The 25,166-nt window shown below is 71.5% G+C and carries 14 protein-coding genes and 1 pseudogene; 8 read left to right on the plus strand and 7 right to left on the minus strand.

Annotation, left to right across the window (positions count from 1 at the left end):
* Positions 1–2 precede the first annotated feature (2 nt).
* The 3 genes from OG538_RS32120 (at position 3) to OG538_RS32130 (ending at position 3,287) form a co-directional block, all read left to right on the plus strand.
* Positions 3–1,811: a gamma-glutamyltransferase family protein gene (locus tag OG538_RS32120; protein ID WP_406098975.1), complete on the plus strand. Its 1,809-nt coding sequence runs from the start codon at positions 3–5 to the stop codon at positions 1,809–1,811.
* Between the two features lie 24 nt (positions 1,812–1,835).
* Positions 1,836–2,537, plus strand: a complete 702-nt coding sequence (locus OG538_RS32125) for an FMN-binding negative transcriptional regulator (RefSeq protein WP_406098977.1) — start codon at positions 1,836–1,838, stop codon at positions 2,535–2,537.
* A 63-nt stretch (positions 2,538–2,600) separates the two neighbouring features.
* Positions 2,601–3,287, plus strand: coding sequence for a hypothetical protein (locus OG538_RS32130; protein ID WP_406098979.1), 687 nt, complete (start codon positions 2,601–2,603; stop codon positions 3,285–3,287).
* Here OG538_RS32130 and OG538_RS32135 read toward each other — a convergent pair.
* Positions 3,272–7,090 carry a non-ribosomal peptide synthetase gene (locus tag OG538_RS32135; RefSeq protein ID WP_406098981.1) on the minus strand — a complete coding sequence of 1,273 codons (3,819 nt, stop codon included), beginning with the start codon at positions 7,088–7,090 and terminating at the stop codon, positions 3,272–3,274. The genes OG538_RS32130 and OG538_RS32135 overlap by 16 nt on opposite strands.
* A gap of 4 nt (positions 7,091–7,094) precedes the next feature.
* Positions 7,095–12,032: an amino acid adenylation domain-containing protein gene (locus OG538_RS32140; protein ID WP_406098983.1), complete on the minus strand. Its 4,938-nt coding sequence runs from the start codon at positions 12,030–12,032 to the stop codon at positions 7,095–7,097.
* A 960-nt stretch (positions 12,033–12,992) separates the two neighbouring features.
* Between OG538_RS32140 and OG538_RS32145 the strand changes: the two genes are divergently transcribed.
* The 4 genes from OG538_RS32145 to OG538_RS32160 are packed head-to-tail and all read left to right on the plus strand — an operon-like array spanning position 12,993 to position 17,252.
* A complete protein-coding gene (locus OG538_RS32145) occupies positions 12,993–13,748 on the plus strand; it encodes a (5-formylfuran-3-yl)methyl phosphate synthase (RefSeq protein WP_406098985.1) in 756 nt (251 codons plus the stop codon).
* A gap of 8 nt (positions 13,749–13,756) precedes the next feature.
* Positions 13,757–15,166 (plus strand): aldehyde dehydrogenase family protein, encoded by a 1,410-nt coding sequence (locus OG538_RS32150; protein WP_406098986.1) that lies wholly within the window; start codon positions 13,757–13,759, stop codon positions 15,164–15,166.
* Complete coding sequence (locus tag OG538_RS32155; protein ID WP_406098987.1) at positions 15,163–16,269, plus strand: NAD(P)-dependent alcohol dehydrogenase; 1,107 nt, start codon at positions 15,163–15,165, stop codon at positions 16,267–16,269. The genes OG538_RS32150 and OG538_RS32155 overlap by 4 nt, the downstream gene beginning before the upstream one ends.
* Entirely contained in the window at positions 16,266–17,252 is a 987-nt protein-coding gene (locus tag OG538_RS32160; RefSeq protein ID WP_406098988.1) for a class I SAM-dependent methyltransferase, read from the plus strand. Before OG538_RS32155 ends, OG538_RS32160 begins: the two co-directional genes overlap by 4 nt.
* A gap of 359 nt (positions 17,253–17,611) precedes the next feature.
* Here the strand turns inward: OG538_RS32160 and OG538_RS32165 are convergent.
* From OG538_RS32165 to OG538_RS32175, 3 genes and pseudogenes are all read right to left on the minus strand, one after another.
* A pseudogene (locus OG538_RS32165) lies at positions 17,612–18,024 on the minus strand (FKBP-type peptidyl-prolyl cis-trans isomerase).
* Positions 18,025–18,302: 278 nt separating this feature from the next.
* The gene (locus OG538_RS32170; RefSeq protein WP_406098990.1) at positions 18,303–18,743 is read right to left on the minus strand and encodes a hypothetical protein; all 441 of its coding nucleotides are present in this window, start codon (positions 18,741–18,743) and stop codon (positions 18,303–18,305) included.
* A gap of 281 nt (positions 18,744–19,024) precedes the next feature.
* Positions 19,025–19,513: an MSMEG_6728 family protein gene (locus OG538_RS32175; protein WP_406098992.1), complete on the minus strand. Its 489-nt coding sequence runs from the start codon at positions 19,511–19,513 to the stop codon at positions 19,025–19,027.
* Between the two features lie 264 nt (positions 19,514–19,777).
* Between OG538_RS32175 and OG538_RS32180 the strand changes: the two genes are divergently transcribed.
* Positions 19,778–20,383 (plus strand): class I SAM-dependent methyltransferase, encoded by a 606-nt coding sequence (locus OG538_RS32180; protein ID WP_406098993.1) that lies wholly within the window; start codon positions 19,778–19,780, stop codon positions 20,381–20,383.
* Positions 20,384–20,543: 160 nt separating this feature from the next.
* Here the strand turns inward: OG538_RS32180 and OG538_RS32185 are convergent, their stop codons facing one another.
* Together OG538_RS32185 and OG538_RS32190 are read right to left on the minus strand one after the other, a co-directional pair.
* Positions 20,544–22,052 carry a DUF4246 domain-containing protein gene (locus tag OG538_RS32185; protein WP_406098994.1) on the minus strand — a complete coding sequence of 503 codons (1,509 nt, stop codon included), beginning with the start codon at positions 22,050–22,052 and terminating at the stop codon, positions 20,544–20,546.
* A gap of 254 nt (positions 22,053–22,306) precedes the next feature.
* Positions 22,307–25,165, minus strand: a complete 2,859-nt coding sequence (locus OG538_RS32190; RefSeq protein WP_406098995.1) for an NHLP bacteriocin export ABC transporter permease/ATPase subunit — start codon at positions 25,163–25,165, stop codon at positions 22,307–22,309.
* Position 25,166 lies beyond the last annotated feature (1 nt).

The raw sequence follows: 25,166 nt of genomic DNA on the forward strand, positions 1-25,166 counted from the left end.
CCATGACCGTCATGCGACCGGCCCTGACCGGAACCCTCGGAGGCGTGGCCGCCACTCACTGGCTCGCGTCCTCCGTCGGCATGGGCATCCTGGAGCGCGGCGGCAACGCCTTCGACGCGGCGGTGGCCGCCGGTTTCGCCCTGCAGATCGTCGAGCCGCATTCGAACGGGCCGGGCGGTGACGTCGTGATCGCCGCCTACTCGCGCGCGACCGGCACGGTTCGCATCGTCTGCGGCCAGGGCCCGATGCCGCAGGCGGCGAGCCTCGACGCGTTCGCCGCGCTCGGCATCAAGCAGATGCCCGCGGGCGGCCTCCTTCCGGCGACGGTGCCGGGGGCGTTCGGGGCCTGGATGCGTCTGCTCGGCGAGTTCGGCACCATGCCGCTGGAGTCCGTCCTTGAGCCGGCGATCGGATACGCCTCCCGCGGGTACCCGCTGCTGCCCGCCGCCGCGTCGACGATCGGGGCCATGGCCGGCCTGTTCCGGACCGAGTGGACGGAGTCGGGCCGCACCTACCTGCCCGGCGGCGCGGTGCCGGCGGCCGGGTCCCGGATGCGCAACGAGGTACTGGCCGACACCTATCGGCGACTCATCCGCGAGGCGCGGGCGAAGTCCGCGGACCGGGAGGCCCAGATCGAGGCGGCCCACCACGCCTTCTACCAGGGATTCGTCGCCGAGGCGATCGACCGCTTCGCGCGGAACACCGAGGTCTTCGACTCGACCGGCCGCCGGCATCGCGGCCTGCTGACCGGCGACGACCTGGCGAGCTGGCGCCCGGGCGTCGAGGCCCCGTGCGAGCTGCCGTACGGCGAGTTCACCGTCCACAAGCCGGGACCCTGGTCCCAGGGCCCGGTGTTCCTGCAGCAGTTGGCCCTCCTCCAAGGGTGCGACCTGCGCGCCATGGGGCTGGGCAGTGCTGAGTACGTCCACACCGTCGCCGAGGCGGCCAAGCTCGCGTTCGCCGATCGGGAGGCGTGGTACGGCGACCCGGAGCAGACGCCGGTGCCGATGGCCGAGCTCCTGGCGGCCGAATACTCCGCCGAGCGGCGCGCGCTCATAGGCGAGCGGGCGAACCTCGATCCGCAGCCGGGACGGCCGGGCGGCGCCGAGCCCTGGATCCCGGTGGCGGAGCCGGCGGAGCAGCCGGGCGCGGACGAGCCGGAGTGGATGTCGCACCTGCGCAGCGGCCTGCCCACCGTCACCCCGGCAGGTCCGCGGGCCGGCGCCGGGAACACGTGCACGGTGGCCGTCGCCGATGCCTGGGGGAACCTGGTCGTCGCCGTGCCCAGCGGTGGCTGGCTCAAGAGCGCGCCGGTCATCCCGGAACTCGGTTTCGCCCTCGGCACCCGGGGTCAGACGGCGTGGCTCACCGAGGGCCACCCCAACTCGCTCGCGCCCGGACGGCGTCCCCGCACCACACTGAGCCCCAGCATCGTGCTGCGCGACGGGGCGCCGTTCCTGGCCTTCGGCACGCCGGGCGGGGACCAGCAGGACCAGTGGACGCTCCACGCGTTCCTCGCGGTCGCCGAGTTCGGATACGAACCGCAGGCGGCGGCCGAGCTGCCCGCCTGGCACATCGACCACTTCGCGCAGTCGTTCGCACCACGCCTCTCGCGGCCGGGCGTGGTGGTCGTGGAGCGCTCGTTCGACCCTGCCGTGCTTGCCGTGCTGGAGAAGAAGGGCCACCGGCTGGACGTGGTGCCGGAGTCCACGCTAGGGAAGGTCTGCTCCGCCGGCGTCGACCCGGCCACCGGTTTCCTGCGAGCCGCGGCAGGTCCGCGCGGCCGCCAGGCGTACGCGGTGTGCCGCTAACCCCGATCGTGTGAGGCGGTAGCCATGTTCGTGCCCAGCCACTACCAGATCCAGGACGAGAACTGGCACCGCCGGATCGTCGACGGCCACCCGCTGGCGACGCTCACCACCAACGGTGCGACGGTGCCGTGGGCGTCGCGCCTGCCGGCTCTCGTCGCTCCGGGAATGCCCAGCTCCGGCCCGCTCACCGGCACGGAGCTCTTCGGCCATCTCAACCGCGCCAACCCGCACTGGAAGGCGCTGACCGACGGCATGCCCGCCCGGCTGATGTTCGACGGGCCCGGCGGCTTCGTCACCCCGGCCGTCTACCCCGATGCCCCGTCCGCCCCGACGTGGAACTTCGCGAGCGTGCACGTATGCGGGCGGATCCAGCTGATCCGGGACCCCGAGGAGACGCTCGAGGTCGTCCGCTGGACGGCGGAGCGGCTGGAGCAGCGCTTCGGCGCCAACTGGGACCAGACCGCGTCGGTCGGCTACTTCCGCCAGATCCTGCCCGGCGTCGGGGCCTTCCGGCTCCGGATCGACGAGGTGGAGGGGCTGTTCAAGTTCAGCCAGGAGAAGTCGGCGGACGTCCAGGAGTCGGTGATCCGGCGCTACGAGGACGATGACAGCGGCACCGGCCGGCCGATCGCACGGCTGATGCGCGAGGCCGGGATGGGGCAGTCGGCCGGGGCGGAGACGCCCGGTCAGCTGTCCCAGGGCACCGCCCGCGGCTGCCCGTTCTGACCGGTTCGGCATAGCGGAAGGACCGATCGACCACAGCGTGGGGTGCCCCGTAACATCCGATTTATGGCACTCATCGCTCACACCGCGCAGGCGCTTCCCGACGAGACGCTGGACCAACTGCGTTCGGCCGTCGCGATGGCCACCCGACCCGACCGGTTGGACGGCCGCAGCCCCTATCACTACACCTTCTGGTACCCGCTGGGGACACCGCCTCGCAACGTGGTCGAGGCGGCAGTCCGGGACCATCTCGTGCACCACATCCCCGCCGAGGTACGGGCGGCCGCCGTCGGCGTCGAGTGGTGGCTCGGACGGCTGGCCCCGCCGTACTCCTCGAACTTCGAGTTCGGTCTGCACCGTGACATCGGCGAGGATCCCGAGACCGGTGCGCTGGAGTCCCCGACGCTGTCCAGCATCGTGTACCTGACCGACGTCGACGACGGGCCGCTCGTGGTCTTCGGCGGTGAGCCCTCGCCGGGCGCGCAGGACCGGGAGTTCGTCTTCCCGGCCCGGAATCTGTACGTCACGTTCCCGGGCCACCTGTGGCACTCCGTGGGCAGCCGCGCCGACGCGCACCAGGAACCGTCGGCCGTTCCGGAGCACCGGGAACGGCTGACGGTCCTGGTGAACTGGTGGCCGTACAAGCCGGGCACCATCGCCGCTGAGCCGATGAAGCAGGTCGCCGCGGCCTACGACGGGTCGATGTACCCGGAGTTGCGGGCCGCGGTCGACGGCCCTCAGATCTCCTCGTAGCCCATCCGCCGGGAGACGGCGTCCCTGATCGCCGCGGCCAGGTGATCCACATGCTCGGGATCGAACAGGCTCAGATGGCTGCCCTTGACCTCGGTGGTCTCCAGCTCGGCGACGAAGGCGCCCCACCCGCGGTCGTCGTCCATGTAACCCGCGGGGAACTTCGGCGCGTCGGCGGGCAACGGGTCGCTGGCGCGCAGCAGTTCCACCTCGGCCGGGTAGAACTCCGGCCAATAGTCGAGGAACGAGTCGCGGTTGCGCTCGACCATCCCGGTCAGCTCGGTCACCGCCGCGGCGGCGTCGGCCTCGGCGCCCTCCAGCCGCAGTACGTCGAGCGCCAGGCACGCGGCCCGCACTTCGGCGGCCTCCGCCGCCGAGGACATGAACGAGGGCGGCGCCCAGGTGTCGAGCAGGAGCGTCGCCGCGACCCGCTCGCCCCGCAGCAGCCAGTGCCGGGCCATCTCGACCGCCACGCAACCGCCCATCGACCAGCCGGCGAGCACGACGGGGGCCACGCCGCGCACCTCGTCGACGGCGGCCACGTACCGGGCGGCGATCTCCTCGATCGTCGCCGGCCGGTCGTCCGGAAGCGACTGCAGGGCGTACAGCGCGAACTCCCCGCCGAGCCGCTGGGCCACCTCGTAGAACGGCAGCACCGAGCCGCTCGCCGCGTGGACGAACACCATCAGCGGCGCGCCGGGGTTCTCGACGAGGCCTACCAGATTGTCCTCGAGCGCCCGCGCGGTCTGCACCGCACCCAGGGTCGCCGCCAGCTCGCGGACCTTCGGGCCGGTGAAGACGTCCTGGACGGACGGCCGCAGACCGAGCTCGCTCTCGCACTCCTCGATCAGTTTGAACACCAGCAGCGAATGGCCGCCCAGATCGAAGAAGTTGTCGGTGACACTGACGGCGTCCCTGCGCAGGAGCCGGGCGTAGATCGCGGCCAGCCGGGCTTCCAACTCGGTCGCCGGAGCGACGAAGTGCTCGTCCTCGACGAGTATGGCGGTGTCGCGCAGCCCGAGCAGCGTGGCGACATCGATCGCGCCGTCGTCGCCGCGGGCGATCCGGTCCACCACCGTGACGCTGCCCGGCACCAGATAGTCGGGCAACCGCCGGGCGGCGCCTTCGGCGAGTTCCGTGCCCGACAGTTCCCGCTCACCACTGGGCACCACGAAGGCGGCGAGGCCGCCCTCGGGCGCCGCGGTGACCGCGCAGAGGGCCACCCCGCCCTGGCCGGTGAAGGCCGCCTCGACGGTGGCCCGCCCGACGCGCATGCCGTGGACCGTGATCTGCCGGTCGGCCGGGCCGAGGTGCTCCAGCGAACCGTCCTCCCGGCGCCGGCAGAGTTCGCCGGTACGCACCATGCGGGCGCCGGGTACGCCGAAAGGGTCGGCCACGAACCGTTCCGCGGTCGGTGTGGGCAGCCGGTGGTACCCGCGGGCCAGGCCCTCCCCGCCGACGTACAGCTCGCCGGCGACGCCGACCGGAGTCGGCTCCAGCGCCTCGTCCAGCACGTACAGGGACTGGTGGGCCAGGCGTCGGTCCCGCTCGGTGACCCGGCCGGTCTCCGGCCATCCCCGCCACGTGATGACCTCGCCCGGGAACCCGGCGACGGTCACCGGCTCCCCGCCGTGGAAGACCCGGCGCAGCGACCCGCCACCTGCGCCGTCGAGAGGCACCGACGCCGTCGTCCACAGGGTGGTGACGCGGTACGTGTCGATGTGTTCCATCAGGGGCCGGGGGTCCCGGTGCACCACGGGCGGGCAGAGCAGGACCGCGCCCCCGGACGAGAGCGGCCAGAACGCGCCGTCGGGCGTCTCGGGGAGCACCACATCCCCGGCGCCGAGGGGATGGGCGCGCTGCAGTTCCGCGACCTCGGCCAGCTCCGCGACGACAGGACGGGCGACGGCCCCCGGCCGGCCGGGGGAGTGGACCAGACGGAGCAGGTCGTACCCGGCCTCCGCGACCGGCGGGTCGTCCGTGGCCGCCCCGGCCCACTGCCCGGCGTCCGCGAACGAGACCACCCGCCACGGCCCGGCCGGCACGTCCGCCGCCGTCGCCCGATCGGTGATCACCACGTCCGGAGCGGCGCCGGCCAGCTGTTCCGGCGCGATCGCCGTGTACGGGGTGCCGAGCTTGGCCGCGGCGTACCGGGCGACGATCTCGTCGGCGCCGTCGGCGAGGCACAACGCCAGGACATCGCCGGGCCCGACCCCGGCGCCGAGCAGGACCCACGCCAGCCGGTTGGCCCGGGTGTTCAACTCCGCGTAGCTCACCGCACCCTCGCCGGTGTGGACCGCCACCGCGTCCGGAGTGCGGCGGGCCTGCTCCTCGAACGGCTGCGCCATCGTCCGGTACCGGATGTCCGGCCGCCCGGGTCCGGTCAGCTCGTGCAGGACGCGTTCCCGTTCGGCCGGAGCCAGCAGCGGCAGCTCGAACGCCCGCGCGTCGGGCTGACCGGCGACCGCGGCCAGCAGGCCCTCCAGGAGGGAGGCGAAGCGTAACGCGGTCGACTTCTCGAACAGGCCGGCGTCGTACACCAGGACGCCGCTCATCACGTCCTCGTCGACGAACAGACTCGCGGCCAGGTCCCACATCGCGGCGCTCGTGTCCAGCTCGGTGCCCAGGTCGGCAGCACCGCCCACCGCGGTGGACTGCACGTTGACCATGGTCTGGAACACCGCCTGCACCCCGGACAGCCGGGGCAGGCCCAGCTCCGCCACCACCCGGTCGAAGGGCACCGTCTGGTGGTCATGGGCCCCCAGGACGGCCTCCTGCACCTGGCGGACGACCTCGCGGAACGTGGGGTCGCCGCTCAAGTCGGTGCGCAACGGCGCCGACTTCACGAAACAGCCCACGATCGACTCGGCGACCTCATGATCCCGGCCGGCCAGCGGGACGCCCACGATGATGTCCCGCTGCCCGGTCATCCGGGCCAGGAACAGCTTGTACGCGGCCATGACGACGACGAACAGGGTGACCCCCTCGTCCGTCGCCAGCTGCCGGAGGCGGGCGAGCACGGGCCCGGTGACAGAGATCGGTACGGTGCCCCCGGACCGGCTCGACGTGGCCTGCCGGGGACGGTCGCTCGGCAGGTCCAGCACCGGCAGGTCGCCGGCCAGCTTGCCGGTCCAGTACGACAGATCGCTCCGGATCGCCGTGTCGTCGGCGTTCGCCTGCTCCCAGGCCACGTAGTCGAGGAAGCCGACCAGCGGGGCCGGGCCGAGCGGACGGCCGGCCAGCAGGGCGTCGAGCTCCGCGACGACCATCGCCCGGGACAGCCCGTCGATGACGATGTGATGGAAGTTGACCGCCAGCATGGTCCGGTCGCCGGGCAGCGCGAACCCGATGACCTGGAAGAAGCACGGTCCGTCGAGCGGGAACGGGCGCCGGGCGGCCTCGTTGCCGCTCGCGGTGGCCCGCGCCTGGGCCTCACCGGCCGACAGGTGCCGCAGGTCGTGCCAGGTCACGGGCGGCTCGATCGGGCCGTCGTCCTGCTGCATCGGCACGCCGTCGCACTCGAACATCCGGACGCGCAGCACGTCGTGGCGGGCCATCAGCTCGGCGGTGACCGCGCGCAACGTCGGGAGGTCGAGCGGCCGGTCCAGGGTCCGCAGCTCCGGCAGGCTGTACTCGCTGGTGTCCGGATACTGCCGGCAGGAGAACCAGATCCTCGCCTGCGGCGGGTTGAGTGGTACCGGGGTGCCCGGCGGTACCGGCGTGATGCGTGGGCCCCGCGTCGCGGTGCTCCGCTCGCGCAGCAGCTTCATGAGCATCTGCTGCTTGTCCACGTTCAGTGCGGTCATGGGGTCATCCCTCCCGGCCGCCGCGTTGCGCGGCGGCGTCGTCGGACAGCGCGGCCAACTCGGCGACCAGCGCCTTCTCCAGGTACTCAGCCACACCCGCGATCGTCGGCGCGCTGAAGAACTGTCGTACGGTGACCGCCACCCCGAACCGGGTCTTGACCCGGTGCAGCATCTGCAACGCCGACAGCGAGCTGCCGCCGGCCTCGAAGAAGTTCTGCCGCCGGCCGATCTCCTCGACGTTCAGCAGGTCGCGCCACACCTCGGCGAGCTGGGACTCGATCAGCGAGGTGGTCTCGGAGATCCCGGCGCGTGCCCCGCGATCCTGCGCGGTCGGCGCCGGCAGCGCCTGCCGGTCGACCTTGCCGGACGGGGTGAGCGGCAGCGCGGCCAGCTTCACGTACACCGTCGGCAGCAGATACCGGGACAGGTAGCCGGCCGCGTACTCCGCCACGTCGGGGACGACGGCGTCGGGTCCCACCAGATAGGCGACGATCTCCTTGGCGCCGGGCTCGTCCTCCCGGATCCGAGCGGCCGCCTGCTCGACCGCGGGGTGGCCGCGCAGCACCTCCTCGATCTCACCGGGCTCCACCCGTACGCCCCCGACCTTGGCCTGGCCGTCGGACCGTCCGGCGTAGTGCAGCAGGCCGTCGTCCTCCCGGACGGCCAGGTCGCCGGTGCGGTAGAGCCGCTCCCCGGGCACCACGGGCCACGGGTGCGGCAGGAACCGTTCCGCGGTGAGGGCCGGCCGGCCGAGGTAGCCGCGGGCCAGGCCGTCCACGCCCGCGACGTAGAGCTCGCCCACCACGCCGGGGGCCACCGGCCGCAACGCCTCGTCGAGCACGAACAGCCGGTAGCCGTTGACCGCCCGGCCCATCGGGACGCCGCCGCCGTCCGGCCGCTCACGGCCGCTCCACAGCGCGACCTCCGAGGTCTCCGTCTGGCCGTACGCGTTGTCCAGCTCGACGTCGAAGTGGGCGGCGAACCGCCGCAGCAACGCGGCCGGGACCGACTCGCCGGACGTCTGCACGCGGTCGAGGCCCGGGTACTTGGTGGCGGAGACCGTGGTCAGATACATGTCCAGCATCGACGGGACGAAGTGGGCGAGCGTCGTGTCCGGCGTGGCGAGCAGGCCGGCCAGGTAGGGCACGTCGGTCTCTGTGCCGGCCTCGGCCAGCAGGATCGTCGCCCCGGCCCCGAGCGTCGCGAATATCTCCCAGATGGCGACGTCGAAGATCAGCGGGGTCTTGTGCACCACGCGTCGGCCCGGGCCCAGCTCGTAGCGCCGGGCGAGCCATTCCACCCGCGACGCCGCGCAGCCGTGATCGATGACCACACCCTTGGGCCGGCCGGTCGACCCGGACGTGTAGTAGACGAACGCCGTGTTGCGCGGGTGGATCCCGACCGCCGGTCCGCCTTCCGTGGCGGCCGCGGCCGGGTCGATCACCGGCACGCCCTCCAGTCCGGCCGGCGCCGCGGACGCGATGACCGCGGCCATCGCGGAGTCGGCGGCGATCCAGCGCAGCCGCTCGGCCGGATAGCCGGCGTCCAGCGGCACGAACCCGGCACCGGCGCGAAGCACCCCGAGCACCGCGGCGATCGAGGCGACCGAGCGCTCGACGCAGACCCCGACGAGCGCTTCCGGACCGATGCCGGCGGCGGCGAGCGTCGCCGCGATCGCCTCGGCCCGCGCGTCCAGCTCGGCGTAGCTGACGGCGTCCGTCCCCGCCTGCACGGCCACCGCGGACGGGTCACGGGCCAGCACCGTGCGGAAGCCGTCGTGCACCAGCGTGACGGCGGCGCTGCGGTCCCGGTGGTCGGCGTTGATCGCCGTCAGCTGGGCCGTGGCCGCGGCAAGCGGCAGCAGCGGCAACTCGGCCAGCCGTGCCGACGGGTCCGCCAGAGCCGACTCGAGAAGCGTGACCAGGGCGTCCTGCCAGCGATCGGCTGACGGGCGGTCGAAGCGGCGGGTGGCGTACTCCACTTCGCCGGTGACCCCGCCCGCGTCCAGCCGCAGCGTGCACGTCAGTGCCACTTTGGCGGTGCCGGAGTGGATCAGCTGCTCGGTCATCTCAAGGCCGTCGATGGCACCGCCGTCGTCCACCGGGGTGGACTGCAGGACGAACATGCTCTGGAAGACCGGGTTCTCGGCCGCGTCCCCGCCCTGGGCGATGCCGTCGGTCATCTCCGAGAACGGCAGGTCCTGCCGGGACAGCGCCTCTGCCAGCGCCGCATCGGTGCGCTCCACCAGTTCCCGGAAACTCATCCGGGGGGTGAACCGCATCCGCAGCGGCACGGTGTTCACCAGGTATCCGATCAGCTCCTCGGTGCCCGCCCGCCCCCGGCCGGCCATCGGAACACCGACCACGATGTCGTCGGCGCCGCCGGTCATCCGGTGCAGCGTGGCGAAGAAGCCCGCGAGCAGCACGCCGAACGGGGTCGACCCGCAGGCCCGGGCCACGTCCTCGACCTGAGCCGGGCCGGGGCCCCCGAGCCTCAGCGGCAGGGAGAAGCCGGCCTGCCCCGGTGCCCCGGTAGGCCGGCCCGGCTCCACGACCGGCGCGTCGCCGGACAGCAGTTCCTTCCAGTAGCGACGCTGCCCGGCCGCCTCCTCCGAAGCCAGCCAGCGCTCCTGCCAGGCGACGTAGTCGGCGTACCGCAGGGCGGGTTCGGGCAGCGGACGGCCCTCGTACAGCGCGGCGAACTCACGCCGGAACACCCCGAGCGACCAGGCGTCGAAGGCGCTGTGATGCACGTCGAGCAGCCAGAGGTGGTTCTCGTCGTCGACCCGGTAGCAGGAGGAACGCAGCAGCGGACCGGTGGCCAGGTCGAAAGGCCGCGACGCATCCGCCTCGGCCCGGCGTATCGCCGCGGCGCGGTCCGCCACCGCGGTCACCCGGGTACGGACCGGACTCGGCGCCCGCAGGCGCGAGCGGACCCGGCCGTCGCGTTCCGCGAAGGTGCCACGCAGCGCCTCGTGCCGTGCCAGCAGCTCGGTGAGCGCCGCGTCCATCCGGTCGACGTCGAGCGGACCGGAGATCCAGTACCCGAGCGGCACCGCGTACGTCGCCGCGCCGTGGTGCAGCTTGTCCAGATACCAGAGAGCGGCCTGGCCGCGGGACACCGGCCGCCACTCGCCGCGCTCGCCGGTCGGCGTGACGGCTCCCACGCCGGGTTCGTACCGTCGTGCCCGGCCCAGCAGCGCGGTGAGACCGGCCACGGTCGGTGCCGAGCGCAGCTGGTCGAAGGTCAGCGCCGCCCCGGTGACCTGGGCTATGCGGCTGAGCAGCTGCAGTCCCCGCAAGGAGTCGCCGCCCGCTGCGAAGAAGTCCTCGTCGGCCCCCGGCAACCGGCCCAGCACCTCCGCGACGAGCCCCGCGACGGTCTGCTCAACGGTGGAGGACGCGACCGGGTCCGGCCGGTCGGCGACGGCCGGGGGCGGCAGCTGGGACGTGATGACCTTGCCGCTCAGCGGGGACCGCGGGATCCTGTCCATTCGTACGATGGCCTGCGGGACCATCACGGCGGGCAGCCGACCGGCCAGCTCGACCCGGAGCGCGGCCTCCGCGTCGGGCTGCGCGTCCGCCTCGACGTACGCGACCAGGCGCGCGCCGGAGACCGGGTCGTCGGCCGTGACCACGACGGCGTCGCGTACGTTGGCGCAGGCACGCACCGCGTGCTCCACCTGACCGGGCTCGACCCGGAATCCACGGATCTTCACCTGGCGGTCCGAGCGGCCGAGGAACTGCAGGTTCCCGTCGGCGAGCCGCGCGGCCCGGTCCCCGGTCCGGTACATTCGCGTGCCGGGTGGCCCGAACGGGTCCGGGCGGAACCGGTCGGCGGTGGCTGCGGGCGCCCCCAGATAGCCGCGGGCCAGCCCGAAGCCGGCGATCCACACGTTCCCCGGCTCCCCGTCCGTCACCGGCGTCAGATCGTCGTCGTCGAGCAGGTGCACGGTCACCCCGGGCAGCGGCCGGCCGATCGGTACGAGCCCGATGTCGGGCAGGTTCGCCGGGTCGGGCCGGTAGGTGGTGCAGCTGATCGTGGTCTCGGTGGGCCCGTAGTCGGCGACGAAGTCCACCGGCCGTGAGCCGACGACCTCCGTCCAGGCGGCCAGCTTGTCCATGCGGATCTTGTCGCCGCCGATGAAGACCATGCGCAGGGTCTCGGGCAGTGCCACCACCTGGGCCCGCAGGTCGTCCGTCCACTGGTGCCAGTACGCGCTCGGCAGACTCACCGCGGTCACACCGTGCGCGGTGATCAGTTCGGTCAGCTCGACGCTCGTCGGCCGCGGCGCATCCGGTAACACGACCGTCCCGCCGGCTTGCCAGACCGGCAGCACCTCTTCCAGCGAGGCGTCGACGGCCATCGAGGTGAACTGGAGGAAGCGGTCCGTCGACCGCAGGCCCAGCTCGGCCCGGATCGCGGCGGCGTGGCCGGCCAGTCCCGCGTGCGGGATCCCGACAGGCTTCGGCCGGCCGGTGGAGCCGGAAGTGAATATGCAGTAGGCGAGGTTGTCCGGCCGGATCGCCGGCGCCGCGAGGCCGACCGGCTCCGCGCCGTCCAGGTCGGTCAGCTCCACGACCGAGAAGCCGGAACCGGCCGGCACCGGACCGGGTCCGGAGTGCAGCAGCAGCTCAACTCCGGCGTCGGCCAGCATCGATGCGGCCAGCTCCGCGGGAAGCGCGGCGTCCACCGGGACGTAGACGCCGCCGGCCTTCCAGACGGCGAGCAGCGTCACCAGCCAACGCGCCGACTGCTCGACGGCCAGCCCGACCCGGACCTCGGGGCGTACACCACGCGCGGCGAGCAGGCCGGCCAGTCGCCCGGCCTGTTCGTCGAGTTGGGCGTAGCTCAGGACTCCCTCACGGGACACGACCGCGGGCGCGGCCGGTGTCCGCGCCGCCTGCGCCTCGATCAGCTGGTGTACGCAAGGATTCGACATGAATGGCCTGCCTCCGTATCCGAAAGGGCGTGAATCGCGCACGGGGAACGGGGACCTGCCACCGTGTCCAACTGTGTGAAATGCGCGGTCAGACAATGCCTCGAGCAGTACTTCAGCAGGCTAGTCCTGGACTTCGCAGGTGGGGAATCGCTTCGTCCTCCAACCGTGTGGGGGTGGGGTCGACAGGGAGATGCCGTCACTCGACCGATCATGGAACGTGCAGCTCGAACCGGGGAAGCCGGCGAAGTGATCTTCCGGCCGTTCGTGCATGAGGGCATGGCCGCTCGGCTGTTCGCGGATGCGAACCCGACTCAACGGACCCGGGAGGCTGCGCTGTCAACGTGTTCGGCTCTCTCGGACGCATCCGATTCGCCGGGCGAGGAAGGGGCGGAGGTACGGAATCTGTTGTCACTGCGGTGAGTTGGCCGTCGGCGGGCTCGGTCGGTGTGCTCCATCCCTATCAGGAGTCGGCGGATGTCGCGGATGTGCCGGCCTCGCGTAGGTGCCGCACCCCGGGAGCTGCACCTTGCGCCTTAGGGCGGTCGGTCCGTGGGGCACGACACCGTCGGCCAGGTCCAGGGACGGGTGGGGCCCCGGCCTCCGCGCCCACTGCGGAACCACCGTCATACGCGCGGGTGACTCCCCTTCGAGCACGACGTGCTGGGCCGGGTCATCTGGCGCGCAGGACCCGGCTCTGCCGCAACGGACACGACCGCCGGAGCACGCAGGCGCACAGGGGCGCGCCCATGCGGGCGGTCGGTCTCGGCACGGCTCAACAGGTTCTGGTCCGCGCCGGTGCTCACGGAGTCATACACCTGCGTACTCGCGCCGCCCGGGGAACTCCGCACGCCCTACCGGTGCGCGCGGGCAGTGGAAATGATGACCACACCGCACATGAACCAGGTGATCCGCAGTTCCCTGCCCCCCGGGCGGGTGGACTCGCGGCGGAAGGAGTTCACGGTGTTGCTTCTCATCTCCCCGGACGGCATCGAGGAAGCACTTGCTTGCGCGAAGGCGGCGGAGCACCTAGACATCGTTGACGTCAAGAAGCCCGACGAGGGTTCTCTCGGCGCCAACTTCCCCTGGGTCATCCGGGAGATCCGCGACGCGGTACCGGCGGACAAACCGGTGTCCGCCACCGTGGGCGACGTGCCGTACAAGCCCGGCACCGTGGCGCAGGCCGCTCTCGGCGCGGCCGTCTCCGGCGCCACGTACATCAAGGTGGGCCTGTACGGATGCACGACTCCCGAGCAGGGCGTCGAGGTCATGCGGGCGGTTGTGCGGGCGGTGAAGGACCACCGCCCGGACGCGCTCGTCATCGCGTCGGGCTATGCCGACGCCCACCGCGTCGGCTGCGTCAATCCGCTCGCTCTGCCAGACATCGCAGCCCGCGCCGGCGCCGACGGGGCCATGCTGGACACCGCGATCAAGGACGGGACGCGGCTGTTCGACCACGTTCCGCCGGATGTCTGCGCCGAGTTCGTCCGCCGCGCCCACGCGGCCGGTCTGCTCGCCGCCCTCGCGGGCAGCGTCAAGCAGGCCGACCTCGGTGCGCTGACCGGTATCGGCACGGACATCGTGGGAGTGAGGGGAGCGGTCTGCTCGGGCGGCGACCGCAACGCCGGAAGGATCCAGCCACAGCTGATCGCCGCCTTCCGGGCGGAGATGGACCGGCAGGACCGGGAGCACGCCGCCGACGTCCCGGCCCTGCACTGACCGCCCGGATGCCGACACCGGAAGCCGGCCGCGCCCCCGGACACCGTGCCCCATGCCTCGCTGTCATCGACCCGGCCACCGGGGAGACCTTCGACGAGACCCCCGACCAGCAGTCGGACGAGCTGGACGACGCGATCGACCGGGCCCGGCGCGCCTGGACCGGATGGCGCGCCGACCCGGTCGCCCGCGCCACCGGGCTGAACGCCGCCGCCGACGCCGTGGAAGCGGCCGGACACGACCTCGCTCCGTTGCTCACCCGGGAACAGGGCAAACCCCTGGCCGAGTCGTATGCCGAGGTCGCCCGTACGGCGGCCCGGCTGCGCTACTTCGCCGGCCTGGCTCCCCGTACACGCCTGATCGACGACAGCCGCCCCGTGCACAGCGAGATCCGCTGGCGGGCTCTCGGACCCGTGGCCGCGATCGTGCCGTGGAACTTCCCCCTCCAGCTCGCGTCGGCGAAGTTCGCGCCCGCACTGGCGGCCGGCAACACCGTGGTCCTCAAACCGTCCCCGTACACCCCTCTCGCCACCCGACTGCTCGGTGCCGTCCTCGCCACAGCCCTGCCCGAGGACGTCCTGACCGTCATCACCGGCCGGGAGCCCCTCGGTGCCCACCTCGCCTCCCACCCGGGCATCCGCCACGTCACCTTCACCGGCTCGGTGCCGGCCGGGCGGGCCGTCGCCGGTGCTGCTGCGGCCTCCCTCGCCCGTGTCACCCTGGAACTGGGCGGCAACGACGCGGCCGTCCTCCTGGACGACGTCGACGTGGACCGGATCGCGGACCGGCTGTTCTGGGCCGCCTTCCGTAACTGTGGGCAGGTCTGCATGGCCGTCAAACGCGTCTACGCACCGGCCCGGCTCCACGCCGAGGTCGTCGAGGCCCTCGCACACCGCGCGAAGACCGTCGTCGTCGGAGCCGGCCTGGACCCGGACACCCGGATGGGGCCGGTCAACAACGCCCCCCAGCTGGCCCGGGTCGAGCGGGTCACACGACGGGCCCTGGCGGCCGGCGCCCGGGCGGCGACGGGCGGTCACCGGCTCGACGGGCCGGGCTACTTCTTCGCTCCCACGATTCTCACGGACGTCCCTCCCCACGACCCGGTGGTGACCGAGGAACAGTTCGGACCGGTCCTGCCGGTGCTGCCCTACCGGAGCCTCGACGAAGCCGTCGAAGCGGCCAACGGCACCGGCTTCGGGCTGGGCGGTTCCGTGTGGGGCACCGACCTCGACCGGGCGGCGGCGACGGCCGACCGGCTCGAGTGCGGCACGGCCTGGATCAACCACCACGCCGAACTCTCCCTCGCCCAGCCCTTCGCAGGCGTCAAGGACAGCGGGGTCGGTGTCGCGGGTGGACCGTGGGGCTTCTACGGCAATCTCCGTCCATTCGTCGTGCACCGGCCGCGGGAGGAGGAGCGATGAGGTTCCGAGCGGCCGTGCTGCGCACGTACGAGTCCCCGTTCGCGGTCGAGGAGGTCGTCCTGGGCACCGGCCCGGCCGCCGGTGAGATCCTCGTCCAGATCGCGGGATGCGGAATGTGCCGGACCGATCTCGCGGTCCGGCGATCAGCCGGCCGCACACCGCTGCCGGCTGTCCTCGGCCACGAGGGGGCCGGAGTCGTGGTGGCTTCGGGCGATGGCCCGGACAGCGCGATCGGCGTCGGTGACCACGTCGTGCTGAGCTTCGATTCCTGCGGACACTGCCGGAACTGTCGCGGCGCGGCCCCCGCCTACTGCGACTCCTTCGCCTCACTCAACCTCTTCGGGGGACGCGAGGAGGGTGCGTCACGGCTCACCGACGCCGGAGGGGGAGCGCTGGCCGTTCGGTGGTTCGGCCAGTCCTCCTTCGCGGAATACGCCCTCGTCCCGGCGCGCAACGCCGTCCGGGTCGACCCCGCCCTGCCGCTCGAACTGCTCGGTCCGCTCGGCTGCGGCACCCTCACCGGTGCCGGAGCCGTGCTGAACACGTTCCGTGCCGGTCCCGGTGACACCCTCGTCGTGCTCGGCGCGGGAGCGGTGGGCCTGACCGCGGTCATGGCGGCCACCGCCGCCGGCGCACGGACCGTGGCCGTCGACCGGCATCCCGGGCGCCTGGACCTGGCCGAGCGGTTGGGTGCGGTCCCGCTGCCCGCCGGGACGGCCGGACTGGCCGGGCACATCCGTCGGCACACCGACGGCGGCGCGCAGTACGCCCTGGACACCACAGCCTCCGCACCGCTCATCAACGACGCGCTCCGCGCGCTGCGCCCCACCGGCACCCTCGGTCTCGTGGCACGCCTCCACAGCGCACTGCCGCTCGAACCGGGCACGCTCGACGGGGGCCGCAGCATCCGGCACATCTGCGAGGGGGACGCCGTGCCCGAACTGCTGATACCCCGGCTGATCGGTCTGTGGCAGGCCGGCCGATTCCCGTTCGACCAGCTGATCCGCACCTATCCGTTGGCCGACATCAACGAGGCCGAACGCGACTGCGACGCCGGACGCGTGATCAAACCCGTCCTGCTGCCGGAAGGAAGAAGCCGATGAGCGAAACGTCCACCACCGGAGACCCCCGCCACCCCGCCGGCGACCCGTCCGTGTTCCTCGTTCCCGCCGAAGGGGACACGCCCACCGCGGCGACGCGGCGGACGGGCGCGGAAGGCGTGGACGAAGGAGTGGGACTGACCGCCCTCCTGGTCGCCGCCGCACGGGCGATCGAGACCCACCGCCACGACAGCCTGGCCCAAGACGTCTACGCGGAACACTTCGTACGCGCGGCGCCCGCCTGCGCGGACTGGCCGGTGTGCATCCAGCAGGTCCCGGACGGGGACGACAACCCGTTGTGGGGGAGGTTCGCCCGCTACTTCGGCCTGCGGACCAGAGTCCTCGACGACTTCGTCCGCCGGTCGGTCGGTACGGGTGCGCGCCAAGTGGTTCTGCTGGGAGCGGGATTGGACACCCGCGCCTTCCGGCTGGACCTGCCGTCCGACTGCGTCGTCTTCGAGGTCGACAGGTCGGGCGTGCTGGCCTTCAAGGAAAGGGTGCTCACGGACCTGGCGGCCGACCCGAAGTCGAAGCGGGTGCCGGTACCGGTCGACCTGCGCGCCGACTGGGTCACCGCGCTGACCTCTGTCGGATTCGACCCCGCCGCCCCGAGCGTCTGGCTGGCCGAAGGACTGCTCTTCTACCTGCCGGGCCCCGCCGAGACGTACCTCATCGACACGGTGGACCGGCTCACCACCGTGGGCAGCGCCCTGGCCTTCGAGGCCAAGCTGGAGAAGGACCTGCTGGCGTACCGCGACAGCCCGGTCTACACGGCGACGCGGGAGCAGATCGGCATCGATCTGCTCGACCTCTTCGACAGGGGGCCGCGCCCCGACTCCGTGGGTGACCTGGCGGCCAGGGGCTGGTCCACTTCGATGCACACGCCCTTCGACTTCACCCGTCTGCAGGGACGTGGTCCCCTTCCCGAGCCGAACGACGCGCTGGAGGGGAACCGTTGGGTCTTCGCGCACAAGCCCCGCTCCTGACGTCCGCTCACGACGACGGGCGTGTTTCGAAAGTCCCGCCTGCTCGGCCGTCCTCCGGCGGACGGCGCTATGTTCGAAACAGGCCCTCGTGATGTTCGCCTCCGCGCAACCGACCGCAGCCATCGGCGAGACGAGGAGCGGCCGCTCGATCAGGCTGTCCCCGTCAGGGTCACCGTACGGAACCCCTTACGACGGCGGCTGTGCCGTCAGTGTCCATCGTCGGTGAGGGCGTGCCGGACGTCTTGACCGCCGCGGTCATCAGCAGGGCCGGGAAGCCCGGTGCGCCGCGGTAGCTCCCCGCGGAAACCAGCTGCTTCGGTCATGCCCCGACGGTGCGGGGCGGCACGTCGCGGCAGCCCTCAGCCGGTGAGGCCGGGCCTCGCTCCGGTGGGCCCGCCGACCACAGTGAGCATGTCTACGACGAAGATCAGCGTCGAGCCCGGCGGGATCAGGGAAGAGGGTGACTGCTTGCCGTAACCGAGACGCGGGGGAACAATGATCTCGCGCCGACCACCGACCCTCATTCCTCTCACTCCCCGGTCCCAGCCCTTGATGACTTTGCCACCGCCCACGGCGAACTTGAACGGCCGGTCCCGCTCCCAGGAGGAGTCGAACTCCCTTCCGGACGCGAACGTGACCCCTACATAGTGAACCTGTACGACCCTGCCCGGCTGCGCCTCGGGCCCGTCCCCACCACGAGGTCCCGGATCGTCAGCTCGGTGGGCACGTCACCCTCCGGAACCTCGATTCTGGGCTTCTTCAGTTCGCTCATCGCGGTCCCCTCGCTCGCCACCGGAATCCTCCGCTGGGGCCGTCGGTGCACATGGGCATTCCATGCGGCAGACGATCACGCTACCGGCAATGCCCATGCTCCGAAGTGCACTCCGTGCCACGGAACACGGCTTTCGCATCCGAGGCGGGCACCGGAGCGGGAGCCGGCCTCATGCCCGCGGGCGCCGGGGTCGGGCGCCCGGGCCCCGGAGGCGGGTCAAGGACCGATCGGTGCGCGGTCCCGGGGCGACCGCGCGAGTGCGCGCTGGTGGTCCCCGTTCAGCGGCGGCCGGTGGCCAGGGTGACGAGGAACTGTCCGCCCCCCGGCTCGATGTCGGCGGTCACCGGAAGTCCCGGTACCAGTCGGGAGAACCGGTCCACCAGCCAGTCCGCCGCTTCCTGGGCGTCTCGCCCGGTCGGGCAACGGCCCACCATCTCGCGGCCCCCCTTGCGCTCCAGTCTCGCGGCAACGGTGATCAGCGGCGCGGGTTCGACGACGTACAGGCGGTCCGGCCATGCAATGACCACCTTGACCGCGCCCTTGCGGCTGTTGCATCCGCGGTGCGCGAGCCGCTCGGCGACCTTGGCCTTCCGGTCGGCGGTCCGGCTGTCGACGCTGGGGCCCCGCGGATCGTTCACCGACTCGTCGGGGTCGACGGCTTCGTCACACACCCAGCATCGCCAGCCATCGCGTTCGGCCACATCATCAAGGAGACTCATCCGAGCAAAGTAGCCTGCCCGGCCGCGCCCTCCGCGCACCAGGGTCCGGGCGAATGGACCGAGGTGGTCGAAGGCCGCGTCAAACGGCACACGATGCACAGAGCTGTTCAACGACACCGTGCGTCACCGCTCCACACAAGGACCAGAGCCCTCCTCGCTCCGGGTCTCGCTGCCCGTGGGCCACGACGTCGACGCAAGACGACGCCGCGGCGGCCGGTGCGCCCCCTGCCCCCGGAGATGGTTGCGCCTGCCCAGGGACGCCGCGAGCCGACTGCACCCGGCTATGGGTGGCCCGGCCCGGGCTGGGAGGAGCGGTCCGATGCCGGCCATACGTACCGCAGGTCGTCCGGCACCTGGGGGAACCGGTCCCGGTAGTGCTCCGGGTCCTTGCGCAGCAGCGCCGACTGGTGACTCCGATGGAACTCGGACACGCCCAGCCACGGCGGAAGATCTCCCTCCGCGCCGAGCTGAGCCTGGGAGCGGACGGTCGCGGCGGCCAGGTGGGCCCGGAAGTCCCGCATGAGGGTGATGGCGCAGGTGTCGGCGCGCCCCTCAGCCGTCCAGACCGCGCAGATGTCCAGCCCGTACCGGACCAGCGCTTCCTCGTACCCGGCCCACATGCGGACCGCCGGGTGCCTGCGCCACCCGTAACCCGGCACGGTCAGGCCGCGGAACACCTGTAGAGCCTCCACCCGCTGCTTGCCGAGTCGCCTGGAATCCAGGGCGAGGGCCGACTCCGTGAAGTCAGGAAACGGAAGAAATGTCTGCATACAGCATGTGTACCCGTGTCAACGCCTCGGCGCGTGCCGTGGAAGGCGGCGCATTCGCCGCCCTCGACCTCGCCCCCCTCGCCGAGCAGTACGACGGCGCTGCCCAGAAGCGGGATGACCGGGGCGCCGGCCCGGATCGACGCGGGTGTCGGTGTCGCCGTGGGGCTCGGAGGTGTGCAGCTGCGCGGAGTGACCGACGACGAAATATGGCAACCGACCGCCCGGGCAGCAGCCCCGCCACCCGGGCAACCTATAGTTGGGCATATGAGCCGCTGGACAGATTTGCCCGGAAAAGCGTCCGGGGAGGACTACGCCGCACGATTTGCGACCCTGGCCGACAGCGGCAAGGACGTGCATGGTGAGGCGCGGTTCTGTGCGGCTCTCGTGCCTGCCGGAGGGCGGGTGCTGGACGCCGGGTGCGGTACCGGACGCGTCATGATCCGGCTCGCTGAACTCGGGTACGACTGCGTCGGGGTGGATCTTGACGCGTCGATGCTGGCAGTGGCGCGGAAGCAGTCGCCCGGACTGCCCTGGTTCCAGCATGATCTGGCCGAGTTCGAGCCGGCCCTCCTCGGTATCGCAGGTGACTTCGACCTCATCGTTGCCGCGGGCAATATTTTCCCGTTGCTCGCCCCCGGCACCGTGTCCGTGGTGGTGGAGCGCCTGTCCGCCGCGCTGCGTCCGGGCGGCCTGCTGGTCGCCGGCTTCGGCCTGGACGAAGCCCACCTGCCGGTGCCGCCCAACCTTTCGCTGCCGGACTACGACGACTGCTGTGCCGCGGCCGGCCTCACCCTCGTCCAACGGTTCGCCACTTGGGATGCCGACCCCTACGACAGCGGCGGATATGCCGTCAGTGTCCACCGGCGGTAAGGCGTGCCGGTTGCCGTGATTGCGACGTCCGCCAGGCGGGCTGGGGACCCGCAGCGCACCGTGAGCGGCTGCTGCCCTGAACTCATGTCACTCTGCCACTGCCTGGTACGTCATACGCCTGGGGCTCCCTGCTGACGTCGGCCCGGGGGGAAGGCGGGGTTCAGTGCTCGCAGAGGGAGAACTCTCGTTCGTAGAGCTGCTCGTTGTGCTCGGCGACGAAGAACCCGCGTTCCTGCATGAGTTGTTCGCGAAAGCTTCTGGCCTGTTCGAGCGTCATGGTCGAAGTGCCGGACCAGGGCTGTTGGGGTGGCACGTCGGAGGTCGAGACGATCCTTTCCGACGGGTCGACCAGGAAGAACGCAAGAATTTTGCGATGTCCCGGGCGGGTGAGGTCCGTGAGGCGGAATGAACCGACGCGGTGCTGCAGGATGTTCGGGAATGCCAGGCAACGGCCTGCCGGGGTCGATGCGGATCCCAGCTTCTGGTTCAGCGCGTCTTCGTCCTCCAGGCCGTAGACCTCACGCAGACCCTGGTCGTCGTTCTGTTCGTAGCGCGGGTCGTCGAGCGCCGATCGGAAGCTCAGCCGGCTTTCGGTGATGTTCTCGCTGTCCCAGTAGTAGATGCCGGTTGAAACGATCCGCTCGTTCAACATCCCCTCGACATGCCAGGAACCGCCGGCGTACTCGGGCTTGTCCGGGGTGAGATGGATGGTGGCGAGCTTGACGATGACCTGGAGACGGTGGCCGCGCAGATCTACTCGGGCGGATCCATCGGGCAATTCGGGCGGGGTGAAGGCCGGGGCGTCCGGGATGACGGGGCGGCGGTTCTCCCACCAGTCGTCCTCGGCCTCCTCCCATGCACGGACGGCTTCTGTGTAGGCCCCGTCATCACCGTAGGAGGATCTGTCCGGGTACTCCGGCTCCGAGTCGTACCAGGCATATGGATCGGCCTCGATCCGCAGGGGCCGCGGATGGCGCAGATCGGTGAGCACGTTCTCGAAGAGAGGGCGCAATCGGGCGAACAAGTCCGGCAGGAAGGAAGCCAGTTCGTGATGAGTCTCCGGGTGGACGTTGTTGACGTACGAACGGAAGGCGACATCGCCATCGGAACTGACGTCGACGTCCGTGGGCAGCCACTGGAACTTCTCCGAGAATTCGTATGTCGAGTAGCGGTCCGTCGGGTTCTTCCAGGCCCGCTCGGGCGCACCGCTCACCTCTCTCACCAGACAGAACAGTGAGGGATGAACCAGATCCAGTACCTGGCCGTCCGATCCGGGGTGCCAGTCCTGTTCTGCTGCGGGCACCTGCTCCAGAACCCGAACTGCCTTGCGCAGCCGTGACCTGAGTCCGTCGTCGATCAGGGTGTCCGACTGCCACACCCCGTCGACGGCGGAGACCTCGATGCCGGTCCGTCCGTCCCGCAGCGCCGCGTAATGCACGAGTTCGGCGAGCACGTAACGAACCTGAGCTTCGGTGAGCCCTTGGGCAGTCGCTTCTCGCGTCCACTTGGCGACGATGCCGCCGTCGTGCATCTTGTCGAACCACCCCGGCTTGGTTCGGATGTGCGAGCTGCATTGCATCATCTGCAGTTCCCGCAGCGTTCGGGGTGTCGCGAACGATATGGAACGGGATGCGCGAAAAGGCAGCGGGAGAGCAGACGGGGCAGTCAAGACTCTTGGTCCTCCGAGTCGGTGAGTGGTGGCGGGAAGGATACTTCAGCGGACTGACACCACTGCCGTAGCCCCGTCGTCGTCGGACCGGTACCCGCTCATGGGTGATGGTGAAGGTCAGTGCCCCCGACGCATCACCCACGATGCACCGCCGAGTACCCACTCCCTCACGAGTGGCCGAGTCCACACGCCCGGTCAGGCCGACCATGACGGATCGTCAGTATCGTTCCGCGTGCCCCTGAGCGGACTGCCGGTCAGTGCATCTGACGTCGCACCAGTTCGTGGAGCTGCCCGCCCGTGTCCGCGAGAAGTTCGGCGGGCGGCCCCTCCTGGACGACGCGGCCCTCCGCCATGACGATCACGCGGTCGGCGTCCATGACCGTGGACAGCCGGTGCGCGATGACGACCCGGGTGGCCCGCAGGGATCGGGTGCTCTCGATCACCGTGCGCTGGGTCTCGTTGTCGAGCGCGCTCGTGGCCTCGTCGAGGAACAGGATGCGAGGGCGTCGTACCAGGGCCTGGGCGATCATCAGCCGCTGGCGCTGTCCGCCGGAGATCGAGCCGCCGCCGGCGATCATCGTGTGCAGCCCCATCGGCATGCGCTTGATGTCCTCGGCCAGCCCGGCCATGGCGGCGGCCTCCCACGCCTCCTCCTGGGTGAAGACCTCGGCTCCGCAGATGCAGTCCAGGATCGATCCGGACAGCGGCTGGGCGTTCTGCAGGACGACCCCGCACTGGCGGCGCACGGCGGCCTGGTCGAGCGCAGTCAGATCCTGACCGTCGTACAGGACGCTCCCCGAGACCGGCTCGTCGAAGCCGATGAGGAGCCTCAGCAGGGTCGACTTGCCACATCCGCTCGGGCCCACGACCGCGACGAACTCGCCCGGGCGCACAGTCAGCGACACGTTGTCGAGGACGACGGGACCGTCGGGGGAGTAGCGGAACGACACACCCCTGGCCTCGATCTCGCCGGACAGCATGCCCGGCTGGGTGCTGGCGCCGCGTACCTCGGGGGCCTCGTCGAGCACCGGCTTGATCTGCTCGAACATCGGCAGTACGGACGCGGCGGACACGAACGCCCCGGTGAGCTGGGTGACGGCGGTCAGCAGCATCGTCACGGACGTGTTGAAGGTCAGGAACTCGCTCGCCGTCAACGAGCCGCGTGCCGGGCCCGCAAGCAGGACGAAGATCACCAGCGAACACAGCGGCAGATAGACCGCGTTCAGGACCGTCGTCAGATTCTTGATCCGGCCCGCGCGCTTCTGCAGCTCACGGCTACGGGCGAACTCCGCCGCCCACGCCCCGTACGCGAAACTCTCCGCCGCCGCGACCCGCAGTTTGGGCAGTCCCCGCAGCGTCTGGAACGCCTGGTTGTTCAGCTTGTTGCCCAGCACGACCAGCCGGCGCTGCCAGCGGAGCTCCCACATGCCCATGGTGAGGAACACCCCGGCGATGACCACCAGCATCACGATGGCGGTGAGCGCGAGCGGGACGCTGAACCAGAGCAGCAGCCCCAGGTTCATCGCCCCGAGCGTGCCCGCCTGCACCACGACGGGACCGGTCCCGGAGAGCACTCTGCGGATGGAGCTCACCCCCAGCGCCGCGCTCGCCAGCTCTCCCGTGGAGCGCTCGGTGAAGAACTTCGTCGGCAGGCGCAGGAGCCGGTCCCAGACCGCCGGCTGCAGGGTGCTCTCGATCCGCCCTTCCATCCGTAGGATCGTGAGGTTCTGCAGCAGCATGAAGGCCGCCGAGACGACGGCCGAGATGATGACGGCCAGCGACACCTGCACGATGAGGGCGTTCTGAGCCTGGGGTACGTACACGCCGAGCACCTTGCCGGTCGCGATCGGCACCAGCGATCCCAGCGCCACGGTCACCAGGCCCGCCAGCACCAGTCTGCGCAGGTCGACCCGGGTACCGAACAGGGCGAACCGCAACAGCTGCCGCTTGTTCAACGGCTGCTCGGGCAAAGGCCGGTAGAACATCACGGCCCGCTCGTCGAGCTCCTGCGCCGACGAGCTGTCGACACGGCTGCGCCGCCCCGTCAGCGGGTTGACCGCCTCGTAGCGGCCCCGGCGCCGGAGCAGGGCGACCGGCGCTCCGGAGGCGGCCCGACGGCCCACCAGCGGCCCGGAGTTCTCCCGCCACCAGCGCCCGTCCAGCCGCACCGCCCGCGTGCGGACCCGGGAGGCGACCGCGACCCGTTCCACCGGGTCGATGCGGTCGCTCACCGCCCCGCCCGTGGCGGGCTCACCGAGGACGATCCCGGAGTCCCGGGCCACCAGGCGGCAGGCCGCGTACACCGCGTCGTCCGAGGCGCCCGTCGCAGGTGAGGGGCCCCTCCGGGGCCGGCTGATCGAGGTGAGCAGTGCCTGGTCGGCCTCTTTTCGGACGGCCTCACCCGCCTTCATGCCCGCCGCGGTCCGGTCCTCGTGCGCGCGCTCCAGCTGTTCGATCCAGCGGTCCAGCGCCGACAGCAGGCGGTACTGCTGATTGACCATCCCCTGCCACATGGCCGCGTCGACGAGCAGGTCACCCGTGGCATCGGCGCTGAAAGCGGCGCCGTACTGGACACTGCCGGGCGACACCGGCAGCCACAGGATGTCGTCGTCGCCCGCTGTCTCGTCGACCGTGGTCCGCCCGTCCAGCGGCGCTTCGAACAGGACCCGCCTGCCGCGGCCCACACCGAGCGAGAAGGCGTGCTCCAGCAGGCTCAGCGTGGCGTCCCCGGTGTCGTAACTGCTGCTGTACTGCCCCTCGTACGTCCCCTGGTCGGCGTACTCCGGCCGGTACAGCTCGCGCAGCGGGATCCGGCGCAGCACGCACTCCTGGAGCGGCCGCCCCACAAGGGTGTGCTGCGGGCCCTCGACCGGGCCCAGTACGAGGGTTCCCGGTTCGAGCCGTCCCAGGAAGTGCCAGTGCCCCTGCTCCACCGCGTCCACCGCGAACAGGTCGAGGGCGCCGTCCACGACGAGCCACAGCACCTGCGGGCCCTCCAGTGACAGACTCCGCAGCCCGGCGCAGTCGACCGGCGCGCCGAGAGCTCCCAGCGCGCCGATGACCGGGTCCTGCCCCGGGGCCTCCGTGCCCGCGAGTGGATGTACGGATGCCACG

This window comes from Streptomyces sp. NBC_01013 (assembly GCF_045162765.1).
Taxonomy (GTDB): Bacteria; Actinomycetota; Actinomycetes; order Streptomycetales; family Streptomycetaceae; genus Streptomyces.

Coding starts and splice junctions, on each gene's coding strand:
- OG538_RS32175 (WP_406098992.1), bottom strand. CDS start 19,513: ATGCAGACATTTCTTCCGTTTCCTGACTTCACGGAGTCGGCCCTCGCC.
- OG538_RS32150 (WP_406098986.1), top strand. CDS start 13,757: ATGCCGACACCGGAAGCCGGCCGCGCCCCCGGACACCGTGCCCCATGC.
- OG538_RS32170 (WP_406098990.1), bottom strand. CDS start 18,743: ATGAGTCTCCTTGATGATGTGGCCGAACGCGATGGCTGGCGATGCTGG.
- OG538_RS32160 (WP_406098988.1), top strand. CDS start 16,266: ATGAGCGAAACGTCCACCACCGGAGACCCCCGCCACCCCGCCGGCGAC.
- OG538_RS32125 (WP_406098977.1), top strand. CDS start 1,836: ATGTTCGTGCCCAGCCACTACCAGATCCAGGACGAGAACTGGCACCGC.
- OG538_RS32120 (WP_406098975.1), top strand. CDS start 3: ATGACCGTCATGCGACCGGCCCTGACCGGAACCCTCGGAGGCGTGGCC.
- OG538_RS32135 (WP_406098981.1), bottom strand. CDS start 7,090: ATGACCGCACTGAACGTGGACAAGCAGCAGATGCTCATGAAGCTGCTG.
- OG538_RS32140 (WP_406098983.1), bottom strand. CDS start 12,032: ATGTCGAATCCTTGCGTACACCAGCTGATCGAGGCGCAGGCGGCGCGG.
- OG538_RS32180 (WP_406098993.1), top strand. CDS start 19,778: ATGAGCCGCTGGACAGATTTGCCCGGAAAAGCGTCCGGGGAGGACTAC.
- OG538_RS32130 (WP_406098979.1), top strand. CDS start 2,601: ATGGCACTCATCGCTCACACCGCGCAGGCGCTTCCCGACGAGACGCTG.
- OG538_RS32155 (WP_406098987.1), top strand. CDS start 15,163: ATGAGGTTCCGAGCGGCCGTGCTGCGCACGTACGAGTCCCCGTTCGCG.